At 57.8% G+C, this 26,004-nt stretch carries 28 protein-coding genes; 5 read left to right on the forward strand and 23 right to left on the reverse strand.

Features of this window, described 5'->3' with window-relative positions:
* Positions 1-12: 12 nt before the first annotated feature.
* Together JTP94_RS15545 and JTP94_RS15550 are read right to left on the reverse strand one after the other, a co-directional pair.
* Positions 13-1,266, reverse strand: coding sequence for an ABC transporter substrate-binding protein (locus JTP94_RS15545; protein WP_204851377.1), 1,254 nt, complete (start codon positions 1,264-1,266; stop codon positions 13-15).
* Positions 1,267-1,364: 98 nt separating this feature from the next.
* Positions 1,365-1,850 (reverse strand): flavin reductase family protein, encoded by a 486-nt coding sequence (locus JTP94_RS15550; protein ID WP_204851378.1) that lies wholly within the window; start codon positions 1,848-1,850, stop codon positions 1,365-1,367.
* A gap of 424 nt (positions 1,851-2,274) precedes the next feature.
* On the opposite strand from JTP94_RS15550, the gene JTP94_RS15555 reads away from it, so the two are divergent.
* Positions 2,275-2,907 carry a cysteine hydrolase family protein gene (locus tag JTP94_RS15555; RefSeq protein WP_204851379.1) on the forward strand — a complete coding sequence of 211 codons (633 nt, stop codon included), beginning with the start codon at positions 2,275-2,277 and terminating at the stop codon, positions 2,905-2,907.
* A gap of 184 nt (positions 2,908-3,091) precedes the next feature.
* Here JTP94_RS15555 and JTP94_RS15560 read toward each other — a convergent pair whose 3' ends face one another.
* Complete coding sequence (locus tag JTP94_RS15560) at positions 3,092-3,859, reverse strand: glutathione S-transferase family protein (protein ID WP_204851380.1); 768 nt, start codon at positions 3,857-3,859, stop codon at positions 3,092-3,094.
* 5 nt (positions 3,860-3,864) lie between these two features.
* Entirely contained in the window at positions 3,865-5,346 is a 1,482-nt protein-coding gene (locus JTP94_RS15565; protein ID WP_204851381.1) for a 4-hydroxyphenylacetate 3-hydroxylase family protein, read from the reverse strand.
* A 260-nt stretch (positions 5,347-5,606) separates the two neighbouring features.
* Between JTP94_RS15565 and JTP94_RS15570 the strand changes: the two genes are divergently transcribed.
* Complete coding sequence (locus tag JTP94_RS15570) at positions 5,607-6,209, forward strand: MarR family winged helix-turn-helix transcriptional regulator (RefSeq protein WP_204851382.1); 603 nt, start codon at positions 5,607-5,609, stop codon at positions 6,207-6,209.
* Between the two features lie 12 nt (positions 6,210-6,221).
* On the opposite strand, the gene JTP94_RS15575 is transcribed toward JTP94_RS15570, so the two are convergent.
* The 9 genes from JTP94_RS15575 to JTP94_RS15615 form a co-directional block, all read right to left on the reverse strand.
* Complete coding sequence (locus JTP94_RS15575) at positions 6,222-7,361, reverse strand: DSD1 family PLP-dependent enzyme (protein WP_204851383.1); 1,140 nt, start codon at positions 7,359-7,361, stop codon at positions 6,222-6,224.
* Complete coding sequence (locus JTP94_RS15580) at positions 7,358-8,653, reverse strand: hydantoinase/carbamoylase family amidase (RefSeq protein ID WP_204851384.1); 1,296 nt, start codon at positions 8,651-8,653, stop codon at positions 7,358-7,360. The genes JTP94_RS15575 and JTP94_RS15580 overlap by 4 nt, the downstream gene beginning before the upstream one ends.
* The gene (locus JTP94_RS15585) at positions 8,650-9,480 is read right to left on the reverse strand and encodes a polysaccharide deacetylase family protein (protein ID WP_204851385.1); all 831 of its coding nucleotides are present in this window, start codon (positions 9,478-9,480) and stop codon (positions 8,650-8,652) included. The genes JTP94_RS15580 and JTP94_RS15585 overlap by 4 nt, the downstream gene beginning before the upstream one ends.
* Before the next feature lie 65 nt (positions 9,481-9,545).
* The gene (locus tag JTP94_RS15590; protein WP_204851386.1) at positions 9,546-11,069 is read right to left on the reverse strand and encodes an amidohydrolase family protein; all 1,524 of its coding nucleotides are present in this window, start codon (positions 11,067-11,069) and stop codon (positions 9,546-9,548) included.
* A gap of 166 nt (positions 11,070-11,235) precedes the next feature.
* On the reverse strand, positions 11,236-12,789 hold the full coding sequence (locus JTP94_RS15595; RefSeq protein ID WP_204851387.1) for an ISL3 family transposase: 1,554 nt from the start codon (positions 12,787-12,789) through the stop codon (positions 11,236-11,238).
* 479 nt (positions 12,790-13,268) lie between these two features.
* On the reverse strand, positions 13,269-13,631 hold the full coding sequence (locus tag JTP94_RS15600) for a type II toxin-antitoxin system RelE/ParE family toxin (protein ID WP_204851388.1): 363 nt from the start codon (positions 13,629-13,631) through the stop codon (positions 13,269-13,271).
* Positions 13,632-13,633: 2 nt separating this feature from the next.
* Positions 13,634-13,885, reverse strand: a complete 252-nt coding sequence (locus JTP94_RS15605) for a transcriptional regulator (protein WP_204851389.1) — start codon at positions 13,883-13,885, stop codon at positions 13,634-13,636.
* Between the two features lie 60 nt (positions 13,886-13,945).
* A complete protein-coding gene (locus tag JTP94_RS35790; RefSeq protein ID WP_204851452.1) occupies positions 13,946-14,134 on the reverse strand; it encodes a DNA methyltransferase in 189 nt (62 codons plus the stop codon).
* Entirely contained in the window at positions 14,122-14,553 is a 432-nt protein-coding gene (locus JTP94_RS15615; RefSeq protein ID WP_204851390.1) for a DNA methyltransferase, read from the reverse strand. The genes JTP94_RS35790 and JTP94_RS15615 overlap by 13 nt, the downstream gene beginning before the upstream one ends.
* Positions 14,554-14,863: 310 nt before the next feature.
* Here JTP94_RS15615 and JTP94_RS15620 point away from each other — a divergent pair, with 310 nt between their 5' ends.
* The 3 genes from JTP94_RS15620 to traG are packed head-to-tail and all read left to right on the forward strand — an operon-like array spanning position 14,864 to position 17,272.
* Entirely contained in the window at positions 14,864-15,148 is a 285-nt protein-coding gene (locus JTP94_RS15620) for a TraC family protein (RefSeq protein ID WP_204851391.1), read from the forward strand.
* Positions 15,141-15,359 carry a conjugal transfer protein TraD gene (gene traD, locus JTP94_RS15625; RefSeq protein ID WP_204851392.1) on the forward strand — a complete coding sequence of 73 codons (219 nt, stop codon included), beginning with the start codon at positions 15,141-15,143 and terminating at the stop codon, positions 15,357-15,359. The genes JTP94_RS15620 and traD overlap by 8 nt, the downstream gene beginning before the upstream one ends.
* Positions 15,359-17,272 carry a Ti-type conjugative transfer system protein TraG gene (traG, locus tag JTP94_RS15630; RefSeq protein WP_204851393.1) on the forward strand — a complete coding sequence of 638 codons (1,914 nt, stop codon included), beginning with the start codon at positions 15,359-15,361 and terminating at the stop codon, positions 17,270-17,272. Before traD ends, traG begins: the two co-directional genes overlap by 1 nt.
* Before the next feature lie 146 nt (positions 17,273-17,418).
* Here the strand turns inward: traG and virB11 are convergent, their stop codons facing one another.
* From virB11 to JTP94_RS15675, 10 genes are read right to left on the reverse strand one after another with little or no spacing between them, the layout of a single operon-like run.
* Positions 17,419-18,432: a P-type DNA transfer ATPase VirB11 gene (gene virB11, locus JTP94_RS15635; RefSeq protein ID WP_204851394.1), complete on the reverse strand. Its 1,014-nt coding sequence runs from the start codon at positions 18,430-18,432 to the stop codon at positions 17,419-17,421.
* A gap of 7 nt (positions 18,433-18,439) precedes the next feature.
* Positions 18,440-19,612, reverse strand: coding sequence for a type IV secretion system protein VirB10 (gene virB10 / locus JTP94_RS15640; protein ID WP_204851395.1), 1,173 nt, complete (start codon positions 19,610-19,612; stop codon positions 18,440-18,442).
* A 10-nt stretch (positions 19,613-19,622) separates the two neighbouring features.
* Entirely contained in the window at positions 19,623-20,483 is an 861-nt protein-coding gene (gene virB9 / locus JTP94_RS15645) for a P-type conjugative transfer protein VirB9 (RefSeq protein ID WP_204851396.1), read from the reverse strand.
* Entirely contained in the window at positions 20,480-21,151 is a 672-nt protein-coding gene (locus JTP94_RS15650) for a virB8 family protein (protein WP_204851397.1), read from the reverse strand. The genes virB9 and JTP94_RS15650 overlap by 4 nt, the downstream gene beginning before the upstream one ends.
* 5 nt (positions 21,152-21,156) lie before the next feature.
* On the reverse strand, positions 21,157-21,438 hold the full coding sequence (locus tag JTP94_RS36050) for a hypothetical protein (protein WP_246754994.1): 282 nt from the start codon (positions 21,436-21,438) through the stop codon (positions 21,157-21,159).
* Positions 21,439-21,476: 38 nt separating this feature from the next.
* Entirely contained in the window at positions 21,477-22,376 is a 900-nt protein-coding gene (locus JTP94_RS15655) for a type IV secretion system protein (RefSeq protein ID WP_204851398.1), read from the reverse strand.
* Between the two features lie 3 nt (positions 22,377-22,379).
* The gene (locus JTP94_RS15660) at positions 22,380-22,613 is read right to left on the reverse strand and encodes an EexN family lipoprotein (protein ID WP_204851399.1); all 234 of its coding nucleotides are present in this window, start codon (positions 22,611-22,613) and stop codon (positions 22,380-22,382) included.
* Positions 22,610-23,281 carry a P-type DNA transfer protein VirB5 gene (gene virB5 / locus JTP94_RS15665; protein WP_246754996.1) on the reverse strand — a complete coding sequence of 224 codons (672 nt, stop codon included), beginning with the start codon at positions 23,279-23,281 and terminating at the stop codon, positions 22,610-22,612. The genes JTP94_RS15660 and virB5 overlap by 4 nt, the downstream gene beginning before the upstream one ends.
* Before the next feature lie 23 nt (positions 23,282-23,304).
* Positions 23,305-25,689, reverse strand: a complete 2,385-nt coding sequence (locus JTP94_RS15670; protein ID WP_409456613.1) for a VirB4 family type IV secretion/conjugal transfer ATPase — start codon at positions 25,687-25,689, stop codon at positions 23,305-23,307.
* Positions 25,664-26,002, reverse strand: coding sequence for a type IV secretion system protein VirB3 (locus JTP94_RS15675; protein WP_204851402.1), 339 nt, complete (start codon positions 26,000-26,002; stop codon positions 25,664-25,666). Before JTP94_RS15675 ends, JTP94_RS15670 begins: the two co-directional genes overlap by 26 nt.
* Positions 26,003-26,004: the final 2 nt, after the last annotated feature.

Below are 26,004 nucleotides of genomic sequence, written 5' to 3' on the forward strand. Positions count from 1 at the left end.
CCTATCCTCCGGTCAGATCACAGGGGTGAATTGCTTGTTGAGCCGCGGATTGGCCTTAAGATCGCATTGGCCACCGCTATCATTCGGAATCTGGTGGGCGAACGTTTCCATCACCTGCCATTTGCGATCCTTCGGCTGGCCAAGATAAGTGGGACGGATGGTGTGGTGCGTCGCGGGGTCAAGCGACACAGCTCCACCTGGGCCATCATAGCTCAGGCCACTTTCCAGTGCGGTGAGAACCGCCTCGCGGTCCAGTGAGCCGGCTTTCTTGACCGCCAGCGCCCAGAACATGATGCCGTCATAAGTGGTGACATCGAGCTCGCTCATGCCGGTCAGATCGCTGCCGAACTGCTTTTCCATCTTCTCGACAAAGGACTTGCTCGCCGGGGTATCGATCCCCGGATACCAGCCATAGCAGGTGACGATGCCATCAGTCGTCGAAGGCGGCATCGAGTTGATTTCATTGCTGAGCCCGAAGACATTGGAGGCGAGCGGGATCTTCGATTTCATGCCGGCCGATTCCCATTGCTGGTAAAAGCTGGTCTGCGCGCCGCCAACCAGGACTGTAACAATGAAGTCGGGCGCTGCACTCTGGATCCGGCCGATCGTCGAGGAGAAATTGGTGGCATCGAGCGGGAAGAAATCAGCGCCCACCACGCTGCCGCCACCGGCCGCCATGAACTTGCGCACCCAATCCGTAGTGATCTGGCCAAAATTATAGTCGGCAGCGAGAACATAGGTTTTCTTTCCCCAATTCTTGAGGCCGTGGTCGACGAGGTGATTGACGGTCTGGGCTGGCGTCGTGCCGGTGCAGAAGGTGTTGCGATCGCAGACGCCGCCCTCATAGAGTGTGTTATAGAAGTATGGGATCCGGGCGCGCCCGAAAATCGGCCGTATCGCCTCGCGAGATGCCGAGGTCAGACCGCCATGGACGACATCGACTTTGTCCTGCAACGCCAGACGCTGTGCATACTGGGTGTAGAGCTGCATCGTCGATTGCGTATCGTAGGATATCATTTCGATCTGGCGGCCGAGAAGCCCGCCCGCGGCATTCAACTGATCGACAGCAAGTTTGGTGGTCTGGACCATCGGCTTGCCCTCAAGGCTGAGCGGGCCGGTCTCGTCCATGATGCAGCCGAGCTTGATCGGCTCGGAGGCAAAAGCCTGGCGTAGATAGGCGGGCGCGGCAAGCGCCGAAATCGCGGCTGTCGCGCTGAATTTCAATATGGTGCGCCGGCCGAACAGTTTTTGATTGTGATCACTCATCGCGAACCCCTCTTGGTTTTATGTAGACTATTTAGCTTTCTTTAAAAGCATAATCCACAATGCAAAACCCGTGCCAAAACGTCGAACAATGTCGCTAGTCAGAGGGAGATCGAGCGATAGGCCCCTTTGAAGAACACTAAAGGCAGGGTTTCAGGGGCGACGTCATAACGTACGACCCGCCCGACTAGGATCTCGTGATCACCGCCGTCGTAGGTCGCATGCAGCTTGCATTCGAAGAGGCCAAGGCGGTTTGGCAGCAGTGGTATGCCATCGACCCCCTCGCCTACGTCGATGCCCGCCCACTTGTCGCTGCCACGCGCGGCAAAGCGGTTGGAGATGTCGCGCTGATCGTCACCCAAAAGATGGACCGCAAACGCGTTGCAGGAACGAAAATGCTGAAAACTGGAGAGACTGCGCGCCACGCTGACCAGCACCAGCGGCGGATCCAGCGAGACGGAACTGAAGGAATTGGCGGTAATGCCCTGCAGACTGCCCTGCGAACAGCGCGTCGTGACGACGGTGACACCCGTCACGAAATGGCCTAAGGCGCGGCGAAGGTCTTTGGCATCGAGTGTTGCGGTCACGGTCGCGCTCCGACAGAGTTGAACTTATATGTAATAAATAAAGCTATATTTCAAAGCTAGTCAAGGTATCGCGCATTTGCCCTTATGCGAGTCTCCCAAACCGACAGACACGCGCTTCCACCGTCGACCGCCGCCGCACGCGGTGTCATTTCTACAACAGTATTTAATTTTCTATAATAGGTTCTTTTAAAAGCTATATAGAGAATTATCGGATTGCATGATGGAAATGGCAGGGTTCGGGCCATTCGCAAATTCGGTTGCACGCTAGCTGAGCATCAGGCGCGTATTTTTTAAGAGATATGACTAAATAACTTGCATTTATGATTTTGCTTTCCTGTTGGCGGAATTTGACAATTCGCCGATCCGTGTTGAGACTGTTTCCATGGCCGACATGCATACTCGGCCGGTTCAAAGAGAGGCTCTCATGACCAATTTTTCGGTAAACCCAAAGACCACAGCCCTAATCAATGTCGATATCCAAAATTGCTTCGTGCAAGATTCGCCGGTCGCCGCTCCAGGAGGCGCCGCGATCATTCCGCGCATCAACAAGCTTGCCGATGCCGTGCGCCGCACCGGCGGTCTCGTCATCCACACCGCCCATGTGGTTCGCCCCGACGGCAGCACAACCGGCGTGATGGGTGAGTTCAACGCGGCGATCAAGGCCGGACTTCTGTATAAGGGCCGGCCGTCGGCCGAGCTCCATCCCGATCTCGCCATCGCCGAGACCGACCTCGTGGTCGACAAGCCGCGCTACGGCGCCTTCTATGGCACAGATGTCGAACTAATCCTGCGCAATCGCGGCATTGAATCGGTGATCGTTACCGGCATCACCACGAATGTCTGCTGCGAGACGACGGCGCGCGAAGCCAATATGCGCGATTTCCAGGTGTTCTTCATCAGCGATGGCACCGCCACCTTCGATCTCCCTGACGTATCCGCCGAACAGGTCCAGAAAGCGGTCTGTGCCACGCTGGCCATGGCGTTTGCGCAGATCGAGACAGCGGACTCGATGATCGCCAAACTGGATTCCGGCGTGGCGACAACCAAGGCCGCGTAAAGAATCGGGGTCGGGCGGTTCGCCGCTCGATCTCTCCGTCTTTGCGAAGGCGGGCGGAACATGTGCAAATAGCGCATGCGGAGAGAGGGCGCCGCCTACCGACGGCACCCTCTCTTCGAAAAATGCAGGAATGCAAGGCGGGGCGAGTATGCTGCCCCGCCTTGCCTACTTTCAAGGCGTGCCTTCAGGCGGCAATATACCGCTCGGTTTCTCCCGGTTCCGGCACAATCGCCGAAGCCAACCAGGATGGCCTTTGCTGCATCCTGCCCATCCACGCGCCAATGCGGGGAAAGCGCTGATAGAGATCGCTAACCCCGATCGAACCGAACAGGTCCATGCGTGGACCGACGGCGATATCGGCAAGCGTGAACGTATCGCCGCAGAGCCATGTCCGGCCGTCGCCCAGACGTGCCTCCATCGCACCTATCTTCTCGAGAATCACCGCCAAACGATCGGCGATAACGTCCTCATCTCTTGGCGTGGTCAGCACGTTCCGGGCAAATTTCTGATAGGCCTCATTGTCGGTGCGTTTCCCGATCTCGGCTCGCAATTCTTCAGGCGTCAGGCCGGTGTTCTTGATGCGCGCCTTGCCCGCCGTCTCATAGGAGGCATCGCGGAATGGCTTTGCAAAATCGCCCTCGAAGGCAAACCACATGCGCATTTCCGCCTGGCGGCGCGGATTGGGTGGCACCAACCTCGGCTCGGGATAGAGCGTATCGAGATATTCGTTGATCACATTGGAATCGAAGATTACCTCACCACGATGGAGAAGTGTGGGAACCAGCCCCATCGGATTGAGCTCGAGATAGGAGGGATGCTTCTGATCCATCAGCGCCAGGTTCATCCAGCGCGATGTGAAGGATAGACCTTTTTCGAGCAGGCATATCCTGACACGCCGAGGACCTGGCACGCCGGCTGCGTCATAGAGGATAATGTCGTCGGCTGCTGTCATCGCCATCACTCCGCCGCATCGCGCAGAGTGGTCTGCGGCACGTCATAGCTCGCCATCAGATCGTCGACGATCTTGCGGAAATCGTCCCAGGGTGTTTCGCGGAAATTGTGGTTCTTAACCACGAAGGCTGCTCCCGCATAAAATTTCTCGTAGGATTGGTGCCGTCCCGCAAATTCGGTTCCGACCACGTCCCAGGCGAGCTTGAAAAGCTTCATACGGTCCTGCGCATGCATTTGCGGTGTGCGGAAAAAGGTCTCGAATTGTTCGGCGAGCGCCGGATCCTCGCTGACGGAAATATCGGCCGGCATCTGGAACACGCCACCGCCGCACAGTTCGCGCAGGCAATCGACGATGGGCGAATAGTTCTCGGTGCACCAGTTGAGCGCCGCATACATCATGCGCCTGTTATAGCCTATATAACCGTCGCCCCAGTCTTCGGCGCACTCGATCTGGCCGTGGATCATGCCATCAAGTGCGGATTCTAACGCCGCCAGACGACCAAGCGTTTCGCGGACGGCCGGTACCTGATCGGCGCCCGACGACTGGGTGATGCGGCTTGCAAGGCCGACGATCAGCTTCATCTTGGAATGAAAGCGGACATTGGCCTGATGGTTGCCGAAGGAATGGGCCGGCGTCTCGATATAGATGTTCCGCGACTGGTCGGGGTCATCCATGGTGAAGACATATTCCCAGGGGATTCTGACGTTGTCGCACATCAGCATGGAATCGGTTTCGTCAAATCGCCAGGTCAGCGGCGCTTCGAACTCGCTCCTTGCCTCGCGCTCCAGCGACTTGCGTGCCCACAGCGCCACGCCGGGGGCAGACACCGGCACCATGCAGGTGACCGATTCCTTGATCTGGCTGGGGGCGAGCGGCAGGATGTTGCCGACGAAGACGTAGTTGGAGAAAACCCCGCCGGTCGCCAACATCTTCATTCCGGAAATGACAATGCCATCGTCCTTTTCGTCAACTACACGAAGGGTCGGGCTTGCGAGATTTTGCCGTTGGTAGAATTCTGGATCACGTGAACCTTGCGGCGGCGTGATCGCATAGCTCGCATAGGCATCTTCGCTGCGCATGCGCTCATAAAAGGCGGTGATATTGGCGCCATACTGTGCGCCCTTGCGGGAGAAGATATCCGAGCGCATCGCCATGGCGGTGATGAAGGAGGAGACATGATCAATCGAGCGGCCCCACATTCCGTAGGTCGCGTCGCCGATCAGCTGGTGGGTCCGCGTCCGCTTCCTCAGATCATCCCGGCTCCTAGGCTGCAGATAGTAGCTTGAAAAACGCTCGCCACCCTCCCCTTCATAGCTGGCGAAGGCTTGATGAGCTTGGTCTCGTTTCAGATCGTAGACGGCTGCAATTGTCTTGGCGGCATTGCGGAAGGCGGGGTGCTCGGCGACATCTGTCACCTTTTCCGATCCGAGATAGATTGTCCGTCCGTCGCGGATCGATTCCAGATGCTCCCGGCCTGTCCTCAACATGTGCAAGTTCCCTTTCTGATTTTGCATATAGCTTTGAAATACAGCTTTTATTAAAAGCAGTCAATTAATACACAGCACGTCCGACGAGGATTTTGAGAGCTGTTATTGTGCACTTCAGGTGGCAGGATCGGATCCATTGGGGAAAGGGCCAAAGAAGGCATTGGCTAACAGACAAAGGAAACATATAAAGTATGATTCAGGAACCAATCGGCGATCCAACGAGCCGATGCGTATGAACTGAACGTTGAAGGAAACACTCTATGCCAAAGCGGCGCGAAACCCAGGTTAACCACCCGCCTTTGCTGACCGTAACCAATCCTGACTTGCTGATCGATGGCTCGGATGCGATGGCCCGTAATGTGATCCACCGCCTGCATGCGCATGGCCAGGTGATGGAACAGCTGGCGAGCGGATTCGGCGAGCTCTATGGCGTCGGCGGTGTTCAGCACCAAGTGCTGACAGCGGTTCAACGGCTGCAGGGTGCCGGCGGTATCTCTGTCGTCGAGGTAGCCGACTATCTTCGCAGGAGCGGCGCTTTCGTCACGATCGAGAGCGGCAAGCTTGTCGCAGCCGGGCTTATGGAGAAGCTCAACGACGTCAATGACAAGCGGCGCGTATTGCTCCGTCTGACAGCAGAGGGCCACAAGCGCCTGATCGATCTCGCCCCTACCCAACGCACCGTCAATGATCTCTTGTTCGCCTCACTCGACCGGGTGAAATTCTTGCAGCTAGCAGCACTTCTGGATGACTTGCTGCCCTGCGCCGAGCATGCTGCCGACATGATCAAGTTGATCAACAGGGAGCGCAAGCGCGACCTGACAAAATCGGTTTCCCAATCTGCTCGAAGGAAGGCAGCGAGCTGAGATCATTTCGACCTATCGCCGCCCGCGAGCATCGATCGGCCAGATGTCGACCAGACGATCGCCGCGAACACAGTGATAGACGTCGTAGAGTGCGACCGTTGGATCGCAATGCGACACGATGAGTTCTAGGCGTTCGCCGATACCTGGCGCACACTCTGAACCGTTCAAGCGGACACGTCCGTGTTCGTCGCCACTGAATTCATAGGTTGCGCGCTCAAGACCCAAATTCGTCAATTGCGGTTTGGGACCATTGAGCGCCAGTGCTTTGGTGCCGGCGTCGATGGTCACCGTGCCCGCAACATTGGAGCTTATTACCGCCGACTGGACGAACAATGACACATCAAAGGGCCAGGGCGCATCGTCGCGAAACGCTACGGCGTTGTAGTCGGCATCCATCAGAGGGTAGGAACCTGCCTGGATTTCGCTAAACGGGCCGCCCAAACCGTCGATGGCATGGGTTCCCGTGCCGCCACCCGTCACCAACGGCACTTCTATACCTACGCTCTCCAGACGAGTTACAGCTTGGCTGATAAAGGCATGCGCCTCTTTGGCTTTGCAGACGCGGTCCGCGTGGATCGGAATATGCTGTAGATGCCCGCCATAGGCTTGAATCCCAGCGAATTTCAAACCGCCGCTTTCTGCAATCCGGCGAGCCAGTGTTTCCGCTGCATCGACCGTCAGGACACCGGTGCGGCCGAAGCCGAGTTCGAGATCGACCAGCACGCCGAGCTCCACGGCATCAGCACGGGCGGCTTGGGCCAGTGCATCGACATTGTCCGGATGGTCTGCGACGATCACCGTGTCTGGAGCCTGCGCGACCAGCGCCATCAATCGGGAGATCTTCTCTCGCGTGGTGATCGGTGACGTGATCAGAAGCCCTCTTAGGTCCGCCGCCGCCATGACCTCGGCCTCATCGAGCGTTGCGCAGCAAAGGCCGATCGCGCCTGCCGCAACCTGCATCCGCGCGATGCGGCTGCATTTATGCGACTTGATATGGGGTCTGAGCGCCCGGCCGAACTTCGCCATCGCCTGGCTCATCGCGGCGATGTTGCGCTCTAGGACATCAAGATCGAGGATCAGCGCAGGCGTGTTGACGCTGTAACGAGAATTTGGCGCGCCAAGTGCATGGGCGATCGGTGTCAGCGGCTTCAAGATAGTTCCTCGTCTATGTGATTTACGAACCAGGTCAGGAGACGAACCGCCTCCGCGAGATCGCTCATCTCCATGGCCTCTTCGGGATTGTGGCTGCCCTTGTCGTTCCGAACGAAAATCATCGCCGAGGGCACGCCGGCGCTGGCGAAATCGCCCGCATCATGGCCTGCACCACTCATCAGTGAGATCGCCGACAGTCCGAGATGTTCGGCGCCTCGCAACAGCGTTTCATGAAACTGAGTGTCCATTGCGACCGGCTCGTCGCCGGTTAACGGCGCGAACTCGAATGTGACACCGCGTCGTGCTGCGATCCGGTCCGCAGTCTCAATCAGTTCGCGTTCGACGCGTTGGAGCGTGATCGCGGAATGGCTGCGGGCATCGAAGGAAAACGTCACCTGTCCGGGCACGGTCGTGACAGAGTGGCTGCCGGGATCGGTAAAGAACTGGCCGAAGGTCAGGACCAGATCGCCCTTCTCCTCTTCCTCGATCATCCGCCACGACTCATCCATGCTGGAGACGAGTTCAGCTACGGCAAACACCGCGTCGTGCCTTGCGATACGTGGCACGGTGCCGGAATGACCGTAAGTGCCCCTGCAAACGGCGTGCCGGCAGCGGCGATTGCCGCGAATGGCCTGCACAACCCCAATCGAAAGGCCTTGGTCGACCAAGATCGGTCCCTGTTCGATATGGAGTTCGATATACCCGCCGATACTGGACGGGTCTTTCAGCGGCAGGCCAAGTTTCAAGCGATCGATATCGACGCCGGCTTCATGCATATGTTCGGCGAGCCTCCTTCCGGTGTCTACCCGTCGTGCAGTCTGCAGAACGGAGGTCGGCAAAGTTCCAAGCAAAGCCCGGCTGCCAATATGCTGCGCACCAAACCAGGCACTTTCCTCGGCGCGGATAGCCAGAACGACCAGATCGCGCTGCAATGTCCGGCCGCTTTTATGGATTGCGGCAACAGTGGCAAGGCCCGCCAGCACACCTGCCAAGCCGTCGAAATTTCCCCCCTGCGGAACTGCGTCGAGATGTGAGCCGATCATCAACGGAGGCTTGTTCCCATCTTTTCCAGCCAGCGTCATCGACAGGTTGAGCGCCGCATCCAACTCGACGCGAAGACCGAGATCTCGTCCGGCCTGCGCCACAACATTATGCGCCATCTGTTCGCCTGGCCCATAGGCGGCGCGGGTAAATCCGATACCATCGAAAGAGCGTTCGCCAATCACATCGAACAGCGGCTCCGCGAAGGCCAATCCTGCCTCGATACCGATCTCCATATCCTCCACGTTCATGCCCCTGTGCCCGCAGAGGCCTGGCGATACCAGTTCAGGATTTGGCTGCCGTTCATGAAAATCGTATCGTCGCGGGCAATCAGTGCATCGATGACTTCAGTCAGATGATTGATCCGGTGGGCAACACCGGACAGATGCGGATGAAGCGGAATGGTCAACACGCGCGGCTGCCCCTGTTTAGCAATCTCGCGTTCGAACGTCCGGATTGTTTCTTCTATACGCAACCGCATCTCAGCGGACGAATGTTTCTCAATGGCAAAGACCACGCTGTCATTGATGTCGAGCCCATAAGGTAGCGACACCATCGAGCCGTGCTTGGTGACAAGCCGGGTCGGAATATCGTCGATCACCCATTGGCAGACATATTCAATGCCATTGGCGCGAAGATGATCAAGCGTGTCGTAGGTTTCCGACCAGCCAGGGCTCATCCAGCCGACGGGGCGCTTGCCGGTAAAGGCCTCAAGTGCATCAAGCGCGGCCTTGATCAACGACGTTTCGTCGCTTTCTTCGCCGAGCGCACGCTGATGCATGCCGTGGCCGATGAATTCCCACCCCGCGTCTCGGACGGCGCGCGCCAGGCCTGGATAGACATCCAGCACACTGGCATTAATGCTGGCACTGACCGGAATGTTACGACTGGTGAAGAGATCGAGCAGCCGTGGCATGCCGGCGCGATTGCCATATTCAGACCAGCAGAAATTGGGCAGGTCAGGCACATGCGAGCGGCCATGTGGCGGAATGACAATCGTGCGTGGTGTGAGCTGGTCATAAGCCCAGTATTCGATGTTGACCACGACATGGATAATAAGCGGCTTGCCGTTCGGCAACGCTAGCTTGGGATGTTCACTCGTCATCATATACGGCGCACGCGGATTCGAGGAAGTAACCAAGATCAGGCCCCCTGGATTTCAGAAATGGCTTCGGCCATGTAGCCGCTGTAGTGATCGCAGAGATGTCCGTGCAGGCGTTGGGCGCGATCGCGATTGGCTAGAACGGCCGGCATTCGCGCGGCGCGAGCGGACGAAACTGCCTCGATCTCGACATCGAGCAGGTTGGAATTGGTAAACTGTCCATCGCGATAGAGGATGCGCCCGTCCACCATGGTCAGCTTCGTGTCGCGGCCTTGTGCGCGGGCGAGGAATGCCTCCATAAGGGGCATGTCAGGATCGATCAGCGGCTCGCGGGTTCGTTTTAACGAGAAGGCCGCGAGATCGGCACGCATGCCAACCTTGATCTCGCCAACCTCACCGCCATATTGCGCCGCGATCGCCCCATTAGTTGTCGCCATTGCAAGGAGATCATCGACTTCAGGCGCCGGCGGACCGTTCCAGTCGGGCTGTCGGGCGAGATAATTGGCAAGCCGCAACTCGGCCAGGAGATCCTCGTCATCGGCCATCGTATGATTGTCGGTGCCAATCGCCATCCGCACACCCTGGCTCATATAGCGTGCCATCGGCGCCACTCCGTTGCTGAGACGGAGATTACAGCCGGGGTTGCGCACCACCGTGGCGCCGGTGCGGGCGAGCACCTCGGCATCTGCGTCATCCGCCCAAACGCAGTGGGCGACGACAGTTCGCTCAGACATAGCACCCAGACGTTCGAGCCGCCGGAAGACACCTTCCGGATAAAGCTCTTTCATTGCGCGATGCTGCACCGGAGATTCCAGTGCATGCATATGCAGGCCCAGTCCCCTGTCGTTTGCGTCGCCTGCCAGCACCGCCCACAGTTCGTCACTGACCCATTGCGGGCCGGCGGGGCCATAGCAAAGCCGGATCCGATCGTGATCGCCGAAATCAGCGAGCAATCGGCTCATCAGCGCCACGGTCGCTGAGCCGTCTCCGGCATAGGCGGCAGAGGATGGCATCGAGAGCCAGGATTGCATTTCGTCATCCAAGTCTGCCATGAAACAGGCTTCTCGGGGCGGATAGACCACGCCACCCCGATCCATAGCTCCGACGCACATGGTGACGCGCAGGCCCGCCTCGTCATAACCGCGGCACTGGTCGCGAAATTCTTGCTCGTAATTGCCTGTACCGAAGCTGAAGTTGGCCTGCACCGCTGTCGTGACACCATTGGCCAGCATATTGGCGGCGGTCAGTTTTGCCAGAGGATATGGATCGAGAAGTCCCCTGCCGCGTCTCTGCGCGATCCAGGTTTCCAACGGGCGATCGTGGTGGCCGATCTGCAACTGGCTGAGCCCTCGTCCGTGCTGATGCGCATTGACTAGCCCCGGCATCAACAGGCAGTCGTCCAGATCGACGATTTCCGCATCGGGCCAGCGAGTCAAAAGTTCGTTTGCCGGCGCGATACCTGCGATCTGTTTTCCCTTGATGACCACAGCCCATTTGTGTCGTAGCGTCTTAGCGCTGGGGCCGGTCAATAGCCACTTCGGACGCAGGATTGTTAAAGCCGACATGAAAACTCCGTCCAATTATTGCTTTGGATATAAGCTAATATGTTTAGCTATATCAATACAGAAAATTGGAGGAGGAGGATTTTTTGCTCCCACTATGAGACTGGGTGCGAATAGGCTGTGTTTCGGCGTGGAATATTGGCTCTGACGCAGATTTGGTGCAATTCTCTCATGTCGCGCCGATCAGGCGAGCTTGAAGCAGATCGAGCTTTCCGCGACCGTACATCTGGCGCTTCACCAGCTTGAGCTTGGTAATCTGCCCCTCAGTTTGTCCGTTGGACCACGGTGAGACGATCGCTGCTCGGACTGCCTGTATGTCTTTCGCAACGCCATTGCCAAAGGAGGCAACCAGACTTTCGCGAGCGCGGTCGATCCACGGCGCGAGCTCGTTTTCCGCCTTACGCCGGATCATGCGATGGAAGTCGGCGATGATGTCGCGAGCTTTAACCAGCAAGGGAACACCTCCTTCTATTGCAGCGATGGTGACGGTCTCGGATTTCGTCAGATTGTCTCTGCTAGTTGTTAAAAGGCGGGCGATCGTTCGGGCAGAGGGAATGCGGTTCAACATTTCCGCATCTGCCTTGTCGGCCCGCTTACGTCGTGTCGCCCATTCACTCACGACCCGGCGCGAACCACGAAAGCCCTGTGTTCTCAACCGCCGCCATAGCTCAGTAGCGTTCCGCTTGCCAGCAGCCCATTGGGCGTCGAGCCATTCGAGATAGGTCTCCAACGAACTTTCTCTTGACCGAAAGACGTCGTTGCGTTGTCCCCTGAGCACTTGGCGGACCAAGCCGCGGCTATGCCCGGTACGGCGCACGATTTCCTTTATCGTGGCACCGTCCTTTGCGAACGCCATGATCACCGAGTTGGTCTGTTCACGCCGGAGATAGCCTTGATATTGAAGGCGTTCGGCCGCGGTTAGCAGCTTGGGATTGATACGCGTTGCACCGAGTGTCTTGCGGATTTGCCGCATAGATTTGCGAACGGTGTCCAGGAATGCACGGCTGGCATTCTCCATCAGATGCCATCGATCAGCGAACTGCACTGCATCGGGCAACGCCTTTGCTGCCGCCAGCCCGTAAGCGCCGCCGCGGTCACGCGCTATAATCTGGATTTGGGGATTTCCCCGCAACCAGGCCTCTGCCGTCGCTGGCTCACGGTCCGGTAGCAGACGGATCGGCCGCCGACGCTCCAGGTCACACACGATCGTGCCATAGCGATGATTGCGCCGCCAGGCCCAGTCATCGATGCCGATCACCGACGGTGGGATCGACGGCGGTAACCCTTGCCTGCGGATAACTCGTAGCAAGGTGTCGTTACTGACGGGAAGCATCAGCCGCTGGGCAAAACGCGCCGCCGGGCGTCCTCCAAGTGCAAGCGCTAAATGGTGGACGAGATGCTCGAGACGGCCGGTTCGTCTGGCGTAGGGAGGCAGCACATCGCCGAACCGCTCGGAGAATATTTGCCTGCCGCAGAGCACCGCGTCACAGGTGAACCTCCGTGTGCGGACGAGAAGTCGGACACGCCTTCCCGAAAGAGGAAGGTCCGCGACCTGGCGGCAGTAGCGGCTTCGAACTGTTCTCGACATTCGTCCGCACGCTGGACATGACGCAGTAGCGCCGGCTCGGGAAAGCAAGATGCAGGTTTCATCGTTAATGTGGGTGATGTGTTCGGCGATGAAGCCCGCCGGTACCAAATCAGACGGGCGAAACTTGGTGTTCATCAGGCTGATTCCTTTTGTGGAAACCAGCAAGGCAGCATCGTCACAACTGCATCAAAACTGAGTCAGAGCCAAATTTGCACGCCGGAATACACTGGTCGCTCGATGCGTGCCCTTAAGCTCCGTTTTCATAGCCTCTTTTATTGAATATTGGGTACCGATGTGCCCGCGCATAAGCATGAGAACCGCATCGAGTTGCTCTTTGGTGAGACCACCGCGCAATCGGAGAATATGGACGGGATGCGTATCTTTGTAGAAAAGCCTCTGCGTATTCCGGGCCTGCACGCCCTCAGCAGTCGCGTCGATAACCGAGAGCCTTCGACGCAGACCGTGGCATGCGAGATATCGCTTCCGGTGGCGAAACGAATGCCTTTGCTGACCTTCACGGCGGACGTGGTAAGGATGATATCGCCCGGCCTGAGGACCGCATCGTTTATTCGCTTCATGCCCACTCCCCGTTTTCCTGTCGAAAGCGCCAACACCTACGCCTTAGAAGGCTCGGTTTTTTCGGATAGAGCCGCTAGGTCCTCCGCAAGACGCACCGGCACATCCATGCGCTCGTGCAAAATGCTCATCACACCAAGATCGCCGTTATCAAGTTCGCGGAAGAACAAATAGTGATGTTCATAGCGACTGAAATACGCCTCGCGTTTGACATCGGCGGGAACCGCAAGCTTTTGCGGAAGCTGGCGCCAAAGCGCCTTACTTTCACAAAGACGCCTCAAGTGCGCGTGAAGCCCCGTGATGTAGGTAATCGCCTGCGGCTCGCCCCATCTCTCAACGATGTCATGCCAAATCTTGTCCTGCGCCGCATCCGCGCGCGGATAAAAACGATAAGTTGCCACGATCAGCGACGCGTATTTCGGCGGATGACGTCTTCAGCGGAAACCGCGACAAACTCGCTATCATCCGCCCGCATGGCGGGGGCCAATTCCTTTGCCAGCGCCTCCCACGCCTCGTCCCGCGTCTTCAAGTCGCGGCGGATCAACGCCCGAATATACTCGCTGGCATTTTCGTAGAGGCCGTCCTCACCAATCTGCTGCTGAATATGGGCCTGCAATTGGCCGCCTACCTTCACATGAATGCTTCCCGACGCCATTGGCATATCCTTTCGTTCTCCCTTTATTGTGGGTATCGTAGCACATATTGTCAATATTCATCACCATAGTCCCTTATGGGAGTGCGGCATGAACCCGCAACTGGAGGTCATATAGTGATAGCCCTCAAGCTCAATGCCAAGGAAATGACGCCCACAGCGACGTGCGGCCGCCAATGTACTTCCTGATCCGCAAAATGGGTCAAGAATGAGATCTCCCGGCCGGGTGAGCGACCGAATTATCCCCTCCAGCGGACGTAGCGCTTTCGCGTCGAATGCAGCCGATTACCGGTCTTGTCCCACGGCAATATGTCCGCGAGCGGGTAATCGGGCTCCAATGGCGAGCCCTTGGCCAGCAGATACGCTTGCTCATGGGTATGACGCAGGAAGCATTGCGAAGAGGAATAAGGCTTCTGGAAGACGAGGTGGCCGACGACCCGGAACCCGGCTTTGCGCCAGGTATCCATAAACAGGTCCACCTTGTTCCAGCCGTAGAGGCTGACGGCCAAGCCGCCAGTCTTCAGCAGGCGGTACATTTCGGTGAAAGCCGGATTCAGCCAGTCGCTGTTCACGTCGTTGGCGACTGTCCGTCCTTGACGGTCACGGTAGCGGACAAGATAGGGAGGGTCGGTCAGGATAAAATCCGCCGACCCGTTCGGGAGGCGCTGCATCAAAGAGATTGAGGAGGAATTTAAATAACTACTCCGTGGGTTGCCGTTCAGCAATCGCCTGAACGTTCTTCTTCTTGACGATAGCCTGGCTGACCTCAAGCGCCCCACACAGATCTGGCGCGTCCATCGCTCAGCCGGCACGGCAAGACTGCCAGCATCTCCGATGTGCGGCAGAGGATTGTATTTCGCCCGCCGAGCCAAACTCCGATGACATCACTTTTGAGGTTAATTCAACATGGCCATTTAACTACATTATTTACTGTAGTATAATCAATATCATCGGCGCTCTCAACATCGGAGAAGGCTCATAATGCCCAAGAAATCATTTATTTCAGACATTGACGCACAGATCGAAAAGCTCAGAGATCGCAAAAAACTTCTGATAGTAAAATCGGCGGAGCGCTTTGCCAGGGCTGCAACAAAATCCGGCCTAGCCGAGTTGGATATCTCGGATGAAGAACTCGATGCAATCTTCGAAGATTTCTCCCGGCGATTTCTGCCAGAGCTCAAGAACCTCAACCAGCCATCCTCTCAAACACCTCGGTCGCAAACTCCTGCGTCTGGAGCTGCGGGGGAAGCTCCAAAAAATGGCTAAGAGCACGCATGACAAAGGCACGAAGCCCAGACTTGGCGCAATCGTCGTCAGAGACGGATTGGCGAACACGGACCGCGCTTTCCTCTCGGGCGGCTTCTTGCAGATGGCAAACATCCTCGAGAGCTCGACCGAGCAGCAGTGGCTGACGCGGATCGGCACTGAGGCTCTTGCAGTTCAACCGAGCTCGCCATCCAATAGGGAAATCGGATAATGGCGCTTGGTAGCAGGCTGCATTCAAGCATGCTGTTGGCCCTTGTGCCGGCTGTTGCCACGGCGCTCGCCGCCGCAATCGTCTCGTGGCAATGGCAAGTATGGGCCAGCGGTATGCCTGTAAAGGTCGCTTACTGGTTCCTACGTGCCGCGCCCGTGCCCGCACTTCTGCTTGGCCCAGCTACGGGATTGCTCACGGTCCTGGCCCTGCCGCAGCATCGCCGCAAGCCGATCGCGATCGCAGGCCTGGGCTGCTTTCTAACTGTCGCCGGATACTACGGCGCCCGCGAATATTCCCGTCTCGTGCCGCTAGTCGGTCGACAGATCATCACATGGGATGGAGCGCTATCCTATTTCGATGCCTTCGCTGTGGTCAGCACCATCGTCGGCTTCGGCCTTGTCGCCACTTCGGCACGATTATCGGTTGTCGTTTCCGATCCGATCAAGCGAATAAGGCGTGGCGTCTTCGGCGATGCCGACTGGCTGCCCATGGCGGCGGCCGCGAAACTCTTTCCCGCGGATGGAGAGATTGTTGTCGGAGAACGCTACCGCGTCGACCGTGAACTCGTTCACGATCTTTCCTTCGATCCAAACAATCTCCCAACATGGGGACAGGGCGGGAAAGCGCCGCTCCTGACCTACCGTCAGGATTTCGATTCAACCCACATGTTGTTCTTTGCCGGTTCAGGCGGTTTCAAGACAACGAGCAACGTCATACCGACGGCGCTGCGCTACAGGGGGCCGCTCATCTGCCTCGATCCTTCGACAGAGGTTGCGCCGATGGTGCTTGAACACCGTATGCAGGCTCTCGGCCGCGACGTCATGGTGCTCGACCCGACCAATCCGGTGATGGGCTTCAACGTACTTGACGGTATTGAGACGTCGGAGCGCAAGGAGGAGGATATTGTCGGTATCGCCCAGATGCTGCTGTCTGACAGTCTACGCATCGAATCTTCCACCAACGCCTACTTCCAGAACCAAGCCCATAATCTTCTGACGGGTCTGCTCGCCCACGTCATGTTTTCTCCCGACTATGCCGGCCGGCGCAACCTGCGCAGCTTGCGCCTTATCGTCTCCGAACCTGAGCCATCCGTCCTTGCTATGCTGCGAGACATCCAGGCGAACTCTGGATCCGCCTTCATCCGCGAGACCCTTGGCGTGTTCACCAACATGACCGAGCAGACTTTTTCCGGCGTCTATTCGACCGCCTCCAAGGACACGCAGTGGCTTTCGCTGGACAATTACGCAAGCCTCGTCTGCGGCAATGCCTTCAAATCGAGGGACATTGCCAAAGGATCCAAGGATGTGTTTCTCAACATTCCCGCCTCAATCCTGCGCTCCTATCCAGGAATCGGCCGGGTTATCATCGGGTCATTGCTGAATGCCATGGTCCAAGCCGACGGTGACTTCCGGCGCCGGGCCCTGTTCATGCTGGATGAGGTCGATCTGCTGGGGTACATGCGCGCGCTCGAAGAAGCGCGCGACCGTGGCCGCAAATATGGAATCACCTTAATGCTGATGTATCAATCGGTCGGCCAGCTCGAGCGTCATTTCGGGAAGGATGGCGCGACATCCTGGATCGACGGATGCGCGTTTGCCTCCTACGCCGCGATCAAGGCACTGGAGACCGCTCGCAGCGTGTCGGCTCAATGTGGAGAAATGACCGTCGAGGTGCGCAGCCGTTCACGTAATCTCGGTTGGGGTAATGCGAATAGCGGAACGCGCCGATCAGAAAACATCAACCTCCATCGCCGGCCGCTGATCATGCCGCACGAAATCACCCAGTCCATGCGCAAGGATGAGCAGATTATCATCGTGCAAGGTCACAGGCCGATCCGTTGCGGCCGGGCGATCTATTTTCGGCGTAAGGAGATGAAGCTGGCTGTCAAAGCCAATCGTTTTTGGAGAAGCTGAGGCTCACGTCTCGCATCAGCTCCGATCTTCCGACAAACTGAAGCGGGTTCCGCTCCCTCGTCGACGGTTTCCAGCATGATGCGAGGAAGCCAATGCGCATGACGGCATGTGGGGTCGCGATCCAGAACGAGGACTTGCAGCGTCGATCATCTCGCTGACTTCGATCTCACGGAAGGTTCAAAATATATCTCTGTGACGTGAAATCGGCCATCGGATCTCTTACACTGTATGATGACATCGATGGCGGCCCTTAGTAGCGCGCGAATATCGTCGCGAGCAAGATCACGGCCACCTTCGGATTCCTTTACCAGCAGCGTCAATTGTTCGAATGCCAGCTGCGCGGAATCCGCATGCACAGTTGTGATCGACCCAGGGTGTCCCGAATTGACGTTGCGTATGTAGTAGAAGGCCGAGCCGTCGCGCAGTTCCTGCAGAAGAATACGATCAGGACGCATCCTGAGGCAGGATTCGAGAAGATCCTTCACGCCGATCTTCGCCAGTCCCTGCCCTCCTTTCGAATAGAAAAGCCTGACGTGATTGAGCTGCGAGATGACCAGTTCCGGCGTATCTTCGATCGAGATAATCCGCTCGTGCTCCGGAATGTGCCGGATCAATGCCTTTGACAGGGTGGTCTTGCCCGACCCGGTCGCGCCCGAGATAATGATGTTCTTGCGCGCCAGCACGGCCTGGCGCAGAAATGTCGCGTAATTGGCCGCCTTATAGAGATCGATCAGTTTCATATCCCACGATGCGACACGGGTGCTCATGGCAGTGACTTCAGAAAACAACCCAGCACCTTCGAGGTCGTCCAATGTCAACGTGACCGCCGACGGCTTTCTGATCGTGATACTGACCGTGCCTTTGGTCGTTGCCGGTGGTACGACGATCTGGATCCGCTCTTCATCCGGCAGCGTAGCCGATAAGATCGGCCGGGACTCGTCGATAGCCTGGTTCGAATAGCTCGCCACAGCACGCGCTAGACGCATGAGCTTGTCGAAGCCAAGCTCCGAGAGCTCGTGACACTGCCATCCCTCTGGACCTTCCGTCAGCACCTCTTCCGGTCGGTTGATGACGATCTCATAAAGCGATGCGTCCTTCAGGAAGCGCGATAGTGGCGAAAGCAGCTCACGGACGACGCCTGCGTCGGAAGCTTCGGTCATCCTCGTCCTACTTCGTCACTAGCGTCGATCGAGGGCTGAAATCCCCCAATGCTGCCCGATCGAGAACCTTGTTGCGCGGCTCGGTGACGCGCAGGCTATAGACACCGGAGAAATCGAGGTCACGGGCAACAAAGATCGATACAAGCTCGCCCTGGTGCTTCGTCAACGTCGGCGGGATATTGATCGATTGTTCGACCGCGATCGCCGCCGCCTGCTGGCCGGCTGTCGTGGTATTCTGCGCCTGCACATCGCTATCCTGCAGCCGGGTGCCAGCATAAGTGGTGGTATCGCCGACGATCGAAAGTAGGATGGCACTCCCAAACCGCTCCCACCAATGCGTATCGACATGACCGCCCATACCTGCCCGCCCGAGTGCATCGGTTGCGGGTGAAGCAAGCGCGATGATGATGCCCTTCGGCGTCTTTGCCCTATTCCAAAGCACGAACAGGCGCTTCTGGCCGCGGGTCAAGCCACCACGATATTCTCCAACGACCTGAGTTCCCTTTTCCATGAGCACCACCCGGCCGTTGTCGGAGAGCACATCGCGATTAATCACACAACTAGCGAACCCCGGCTGGTCGGATGCAAGGGCCGTCTCCAGCACGCAAGGGATAGAGGTGCCCATGGCGACGATGAAATCGCGGTTGCCGAGTGTGCCAGCGCGAGATCCTTCCAGATGCGTTGGTGCTAACATCCTATTGAAGCGCTGATCTTCGTTTTCAGCCTGTCCGTTGAGCGCTGCGGAATTTCCCGGGATGGGAAGGTAATTGGAACCGATATCTGCGGAAACGGCGCCATCGTCGTGCTTTGGCGGCGAAGTCTGCTGCCCATTATAGGCCATAACGGGCGCCCGACGGGCAGACTCCAACAACGGATCTTCTGTCACGACGGCTTGCTCGCGCACCAAAGGCGTTGGCAACTGCGCTTCCGGAAGAGGGATTGCAGTCTTCGGTTCCTCCTTGGCCGGTTCGAAGTCCGCGTTCTGGCGGATGACGACACGCTCGGGCTGACCAGCATCTGGTTTTTGCTGGTCGCGCATCGACCATAGCGAGAATCCTATGAAAGCAACCATCGCCAAGACCACGGCGCCGCGCTTCAAGAGCGGATTACTATTGGCCCGCTTGCTGGCGACGGTCTCAGCACGTTCACCGGGAATTGGATCTTCCATCTCTTCCGACATTGCAATCTCCCTATTGCTGCGCGGTTGCCGCCTGCGATTTCACAACGCGTTCAACCGAAGGAGATGTGGTATTGGTATCGGGATTGATGCCTGCTGGATCGTAGGCTTCATTGAAAACGCAAAGCACGTCGCCTCCCCTTCTGAGGATGAACTTGCGGCTGATCGCGTGAACGAGCACTAGGTCCCCATCGACAGACTTTGGTACCAGGCTCTCGGTGCCGTCTGTGTTTTCCATATAGATTGCCGGCATTTCCTGATTGCCGCTGAAGGCAAAGGTCGTGATCTTGCCGTTGTCATAGACCGCCTGTGGTTCGAGGGCTGCCGATCCTTGTGCCGCATAACGCCAGTTGCGTGGTCCATATTGCTCGTGCAGTGCCAATACCTTGTCAGCTTGCCCTGCTTGAGCCGCCTGCGCCCGCGCGGCCGCGTCTTGGCGCCGACGCTCCGCCTCATCGGCGGGATAGCGGTATTTGACGTAGAAATAAGTATCCTGACCGGCGGCAACCGGTCCATCCCGGACCGTCAGCTCCATCTGATAGCTGCGGGTTGAGCCATCCCGGCGCGTGGTTATCACCGAGATGTTGGTGACCGGCTGGTTTTCCCGTGGCTTCAGGAAGAGAATATTGCCGGCCGGCGCCACTTCCCAGGCAACGGTATTTCCAAGCGCCACATGAGCGATCTCTTCATCTGCCGCAAACTCGATCTGGACCGACGAACGCAGCGAACCCACGACCCTGGTGATATTGTAGGGTTGATAGTCGACAAAGCGGATACGACTGTCTTGCGGAGCGCCGCGTGGCGTCTCTAGCGCAAGGACGGGCGACGACCAACCTGCTACCGCGAGCAAAACAATCAAATAATGACGTTTCAATTGATGGCCTCCGGGTCGGACCGATAATCGCTGACGACAAAACCGAGCGGGTTCACCAACCGATCGGTTGAGGACATCGGCGCATTTACATAGGAAAAGGTAAGCGTCGCCACCCAATGGGTCGTGTGCGCCTCATCACCGCGAGTGACAGTACGCATGTAGCGAACCGACGCGACGTTGCCCCTGATCAGCGAGATCGAGACGATGTTGACCCGCGACGAGGCATTGCGGCCGTAAATATTCTGGGGCGAATCCGGATTGCCGCCGCGATAAAAGGCTGCGAACCGGGTCTGTTCTGGTGCCGTCGACAGCAGCGAAACTGTGCGGAAACTCTCTTCCGCCTCGCTCCAGACGTAGCCCTCGCGGGCTCGCACATAGCGCGCTGCGAAATACTTGGTCACTGCTTCATCATAGCTGCCGGCGGTCGACGTGAGCGCGGAAACGACATCAACAATGCCGGTCGAATTGTCGACCCTGACCACAAAGGGCTCGACCGTCTTCAACGGCGTTAGGCCGGCGATGGCAACGATTGAAGCTGCGGCGAGAATGCTGGCGGCGATCGCCACGAACCAGGCGATACGGGCCGAGCGTTCCAACTGGATCATACGGTCCTGGTCGAAACGCCGCGCCTTATCGAAATAGCCCTTGAGATTGTCAGTCGTCACCATCGCCGCTACTCCGCGCATGGATGATAGGAGTTCGCGACATCGAAATGCGCGAAGGCGGCGGGACTGTTGTCCGGCTTTTCCTCGATATAGCCAGGCGGCTTGCCGGCGGATTGTGTCGGCGGACGCTCCGGGCGTTGCGGCGCAAACCGGCTATCGCCGTCCCACTGCCACATGGCGCGATTGAGCGGCCGACGTGAATGGCCATCGCATTTGGGCAGGGGATGGGAGAGTGATGCGCAACTGCCAAGAGTCGACGCCACGCATAAGAGCACGAATATTCGGATCATCCTGAACCAGCCATTTTGTTGTTTGCTTGAAGGTCCCACTACTTTGCCCTTTCCGACCGCAGGCCACGGCCGATGGCACGCGCACCCCGGGCAAGCATGCCTTCATGCGCATCGCGCGCCGTGCCATAGCCGTAGGTGAGCGACGCGCCACCCGCGGCAAGTGCCGAGGCTATGCCGGGCAACTGGTAGAAGACGTAGAGGGCGGCAAGGCAAATAGCACCGAGCGCGACGGGCCTCATGAGCACATCACTATAGCTTTCGATCATCGTGAAGGTGGAATCGATACAGGTAATCAGCAACGAGCCGACCGCGACAACCAGCACCTGCAGGATCACAAAATTGGCCAGCTGTCCGATCCAGGCCTCGGTAAACCGACGCGTCGACTGAAACATCGCGAGAGCAACAAAGATCGGTCCGATGGCAAGCACGATCGCCAGTGCCAGACGCGCATAGAGCGAGACGATATAGCCGATCGCAGCGACCATAAAGCTTGACAAGATGACCAGCATGCCGCCGACAGCGGTGACGAGGTCGACACCCCACGAGGCGCGCGACCAGATCTCCTTTGCACATTTCTGACCCTTGTCCAGCAGGCTGTCGAAGGTCGAAGCGCTTGGTGTAGTGCCGGAGTTCAGCGCCTGTGAGATCTCCTTGGGCAGCGTATCGAAGAAAATATTACTGACATAGGTCTGGTACTCACCGGCATTCTTGACCAGCATCAGTATGATGGCGAGCTTCATCGCTCGAAAGGCAAAATCCATGATTGGCTCGTGCACAGATCCGCGAAGGATGAGAAAGCCATAGAGGATGACATAAAGCGTCAAGGCGGCCGTCAACGGGCCGTTGACCCAGCTCGCGATGTTCGATGTGCCCGAGGAAATGAATTTCTCCAGCGGCGCCTTGAACTGCCCGTCGACGAAGGCGAAGACCTGATACATGCCTCATCCCCCGAGTGCTTTGCCCATGCGCTTTAGGCGGGCTTTCCAATCGGCCGCCTCGGCGTTCATGCAGTTCGGCGTGGTTCGCAATTCACCTGGATTGTTTCGACATTTGGCAATGATCTTCGACAGCAGTCCTTGGTCTGCCAATAGCTCCTCGACCGAATAGACACGCTCGGCTTTCTTCGAGCATCCGAACAAAGAGAGAGCGAGTGCGAAGAGAACAAGAAACTTCATTGAAGGGCCGCTCCCATGGCATCCATGCGCTTGCGCCAATCCTCGGCCTTGCGCTGTTCATCGACCTGAGCCTGCGCCTGCTGCACCATCTGCAACCCCTGCATCCTGAGCATGTCGGTCTGGAGAAAGGCCGTCTCAGCCTGCAGCCGCGCCTGCAGATCAGCTATGTCCTTGGCGTCACTCGCCGAAGAGATTTGCCGGCGCAGTTGATCAATACCGTCGATCCGCTTGGTCGCCGTATCGTAGATTTGCTGGCCGAGGCTCATCTGGCCGGCATTTCTGTTCTGAAGACGCGACAGTTCCTGGGCGTAGAAATCATTGGCGCTTGTCTTGTAAGTCGAATTGTCGGCCAGGAATTTCGAAGCGGCGTCGCTGAGCGCACCTGAACCTGACCCTTTGAGAAGGCTCTCAATAGTGGAGAAATCCTGAGGCAACGCCTTTCGGATCGAGGGATCGTTCAAGATGCTGGCAATATCGGCCATGTTGGTCAGCTTGTTCAGAGAGCCGTAGAGCTGCTGGGCCTGCTGAAGCTGCTGGTTCAGCGCATCAAGCTGCGATTTGAGTTGGGTGATGCTCTCGATCTGCTTGGCAATCGCCGTCTGATCGATCACGGGGATACCCTGCCCGCCGGCGGCGTAAGAGGAAAGGAACAGCACTATCGCTGTCATGGGAATCCTTCTGCTCTGCTCCATCAGCATGCACTCCTTCTTTGCTGGAATATCCGCAGCCATTCGTCCCGGTCGTCCCCAAGCTCGGCACGGATCGCATCGGCGAGTTCCACATTTGCCGTTCGCCCAGAAAGGATTGCGAGCTCATCGTCGAAGCCGTTGAGATCGAGCTCGGCGACCACGCTATTATGCCCCTGCTTGACGATGAAACGGCGGCTCTCGACCGAGAGCTCGCGCGAAAGCAACTCGAACTCCCGTCCGGTAAGCTTGAAGCCATCGACATAGTCGGCACGATCGCCACGCGCATTCGGCAGGAAGACCTGCGTCGGGCATTGTTCGATGATCGTGTGCGCGATCGCCGAGTTGATGGCATCACGAGGGCTTTGCGTGGCAAAAAGCATCAAGCCGTTCTGCTTGCGGATGGTCTTAAGCTTGTTCTGGGCGAGATCGAGAAAGCTCTCGTCCTGCAGCGCCTTCCAGAACTCGTCGATGACGATGATGATGCGCCGGCCATCGATCAACTGTTCGACACGGTAGAAGAGATAGGCCATCAGCGGCGTGCGGATCTCCTCGTTGTCGAGAAAGTCCGTCATGTCGTAGCCGAGGAATTTGGCACCGATGCCGATGTCGTCGGCCTCGTTGTCGAAGACCCAGCCTAGCGACCCTCCGCTCTCCCAGCGGCGCAGTCTAGCGGCAATCCCTTCCGGATCGACATTGTTGAGGAACGCACGCAGCGCCCCGATCGTGCGCTGCGCTCTTGGTAAATCGGCGAGCCCTTCGATTGCAAGAGCAATGTCGCCGGCTTCGCGGGCGGAAAGCTCGTGTGCCGTCGAGCCGACGAGCTTACCAATGAAACGGGTTAGGAACACCTTGTTTGCCGGCGTCAACTCCAGCGCCTTTAGCGGCGCACATCTCGTCGACACCCCGTTCCTGAGCGGCAGATAAATGCCGCCGGCGGCGCGTACGAAGAGGTCGGAGCCACGGTCCTTGTCGAAAAAGACCGTGTGCGGATCGTGCTTTTCGAGCTGTGAAAGCATGAAATTGACGAGCACGGTCTTGCCGGCGCCCGACGGGCCACAGACGAAAGTATTGCCGAGATCGCCGCAATGGAAATTGAAATAGAATGGCGCGCCTGACGCGGTCTTGAGCATGGCAACGGCCGGTCCCCATTCATTGCCGTCCTTCTTACCCGTCGGATAGGAATGAAACGGCGAAAGTGCTGCAAAATTCCGCGATGTGATTGCGCCCGAGCGTGCTCGATAACGAAAATTGCCGGGCAATTGCGCCCACCAAGCCGCCTCAAGCCCAAGATCCTCACGTGCCACGACGGCGCCACCGCTGGTCAGATGGGAACGCGCCTTGGCGAGATTGTCGGTGAGGTCTTTGACGGTGGAGGCGAATACTCCAAGCGTCAGATGATGCTCGCCAAGCACGAAGCGGTTCGATTCGAGCTCGTCCATCGCCGCATCGAGTTCCTCGATCTGTGACGCCGCCTTGTCGCCAGCACTCACCATCTGGTTCTGCTTGCGTCCCATGATGGAGCGAGCATCCGTTTTCGAGGTGAAGGCAAAGGACTGCGTCAGGATCAACTCGAAAGGGGCCGTTAGAATGCCGTCGAGCATGCCACTGCGGGTCCTCGCCGGATATTCCTTGAAGCCGAACATGCCGGCATAGCGGCTGGTGCTCTCGTGGCGGATCTCAACCGTCTCTCGCCCGAAGATCACGCGATCCGAATAGATCGCGGCGGAAATCCTTCCCTGCGTCAGCGGAATACGCTCACGGCGGCCGCCGACAATCTGGTGCAGCACCTCGCTCGGCTCGGAAAACAGAATGCCGTTCTCATTGTAGAGCGACAGCACGCGCGGGGCGAAACGCTGCAGCCCCGCGGTCAAATCGACCACCTTGTCGCGGAGGCGCTTCAGCGCATCCTCATCGAGCTCTGCAGCACTATCCCGTGCCTTGCGAAGCCGCGATAACAGGCTCGCAAACCTTTCGGCGGGATCGCGGTTCGGATACCATAGCAAGCTGAGATAGAGGTCATTGCGGAACAGGTCCTCCCGCACCATTCGCTCGCTATATTTACCGTTGAGCGAGGCCGAGAAAGGATTGGCGAATTCACCATCCGGATAGGTATTGTCACGCCGCCGGATGATATGGGTCCAGATTGCCAAACGCTCGTCGGCGATATTGCGGTAGAGCGTATTGAGGTCGCGATAGAGGCTATTCAGGTCTAAACTGTCAGCCGTCTCGAACGATACACCCTCGACAGAGATCATCACCATTAGAGCTCTTGAATCGAGTGCAATCACCGTCTCGTCCACATGACGGACATAGGGGATGAAGGTCTCAGGATCGAGTTCGCGGGATTCGAGGAGAGAAGCGCTATGCAAGGCCGAGGTCCCTTTCATCGTAGCGCCGCACGAGCCTCAATGGCGTCAGCGAAGCACCGCCCCAGTAGGCGCTGTTGCGCGAGCGGCCGCGCGTTTCAATCCAGGCGAGCAGAATGCGGAACATGTTATGGTCATGCTTGACGAGCGCGCGAAAGATGAGATGGAAGACCACACCGACAAGCGCGTAGGCGATCGAACCCGCGATGATGTAGAGGATCGTCGTCATCATGACGTTGGCGCCCATGGCTTCCATTGTCACACCGGCAATCATCGCCGGCCGCGTGCAAGCAAGAAAAAGCGTGTCTTCCTCAAGCATGACTTTGTCCGGCATTG

This window comes from Martinezella lusitana (genome assembly GCF_016901135.1).
GTDB lineage: Bacteria > Pseudomonadota > Alphaproteobacteria > Rhizobiales > Rhizobiaceae > Rhizobium > Rhizobium lusitanum_D.